Consider the following 1,126-nt stretch of genomic DNA (forward strand, 5'->3'; position numbering starts at 1 on the left):
GGCGCCAAAATCGATGTTCCACCCTTGAGCACCCGCTGCCCCACACTCGGGGACAGACCGGGCTGCCATAAATGACTGCTCCTTAGAAAGGAGGTGATCCAGCCGCACCTTCCGGTACGGCTACCTTGTTACGACTTAGTCCCAATCGCCAGTCCCACCTTCGACGGCTCCCCCCACAAGGGTTGGGCCACCGGCTTCGGGTGTTACCGACTTTCGTGACTTGACGGGCGGTGTGTACAAGGCCCGGGAACGTATTCACCACAGCGTTGCTGATCTGCGATTACTAGCGACTCCGACTTCATGGGGTCGAGTTGCAGACCCCAATCCGAACTGAGACCGGTTTTTTGGGATTCGCTCCACCTCGCGGTATCGCAGCCCTTTGTACCGGCCATTGTAGCATGCGTGAAGCCCAAGACATAAGGGGCATGATGATTTGACGTCATCCCCACCTTCCTCCGAGTTGACCCCGGCAGTCTCCTATGAGTCCCCACCATCACGTGCTGGCAACATAGAACGAGGGTTGCGCTCGTTGCGGGACTTAACCCAACATCTCACGACACGAGCTGACGACAACCATGCACCACCTGTACACCAGTCCGAAGACGCACCCATCTCTGAGTGATTCCGGTGTATGTCAAGCCTTGGTAAGGTTCTTCGCGTTGCATCGAATTAATCCGCATGCTCCGCCGCTTGTGCGGGCCCCCGTCAATTCCTTTGAGTTTTAGCCTTGCGGCCGTACTCCCCAGGCGGGGAACTTAATGCGTTAGCTGCGGCACGGATCTCGTGGAATGAGACCCACACCTAGTTCCCAACGTTTACGGCATGGACTACCAGGGTATCTAATCCTGTTCGCTCCCCATGCTTTCGCTTCTCAGTGTCAGTAATGGCCCAGAGACCTGCCTTCGCCATCGGTGTTCCTCCTGATATCTGCGCATTCCACCGCTACACCAGGAATTCCAGTCTCCCCTACCACACTCTAGTCTGCCCGTACCCACTGCAAGTCCGAGGTTGAGCCTCGGATTTTCACAGCAGACGCGACAAACCACCTACAAGCTCTTTACGCCCAATAATTCCGGACAACGCTCGCACCCTACGTATTACCGCGGCTGCTGGCACGTAGTTAGCC

General features: G+C 56.7%; 1 rRNA gene. It reads right to left on the bottom strand.

Going from position 1 to position 1,126, the window contains the following annotated elements:
• Window positions 1-86 precede the first annotated feature (86 nt).
• Window positions 87-1,126: ribosomal RNA gene (locus TAE01_RS20360) — 16S ribosomal RNA — on the bottom strand; the annotation flags it as partial.

This window comes from Terrabacter aerolatus (assembly GCF_007991735.1).
Classification (GTDB): Bacteria; Actinomycetota; Actinomycetes; order Actinomycetales; family Dermatophilaceae; genus Terrabacter; species Terrabacter aerolatus.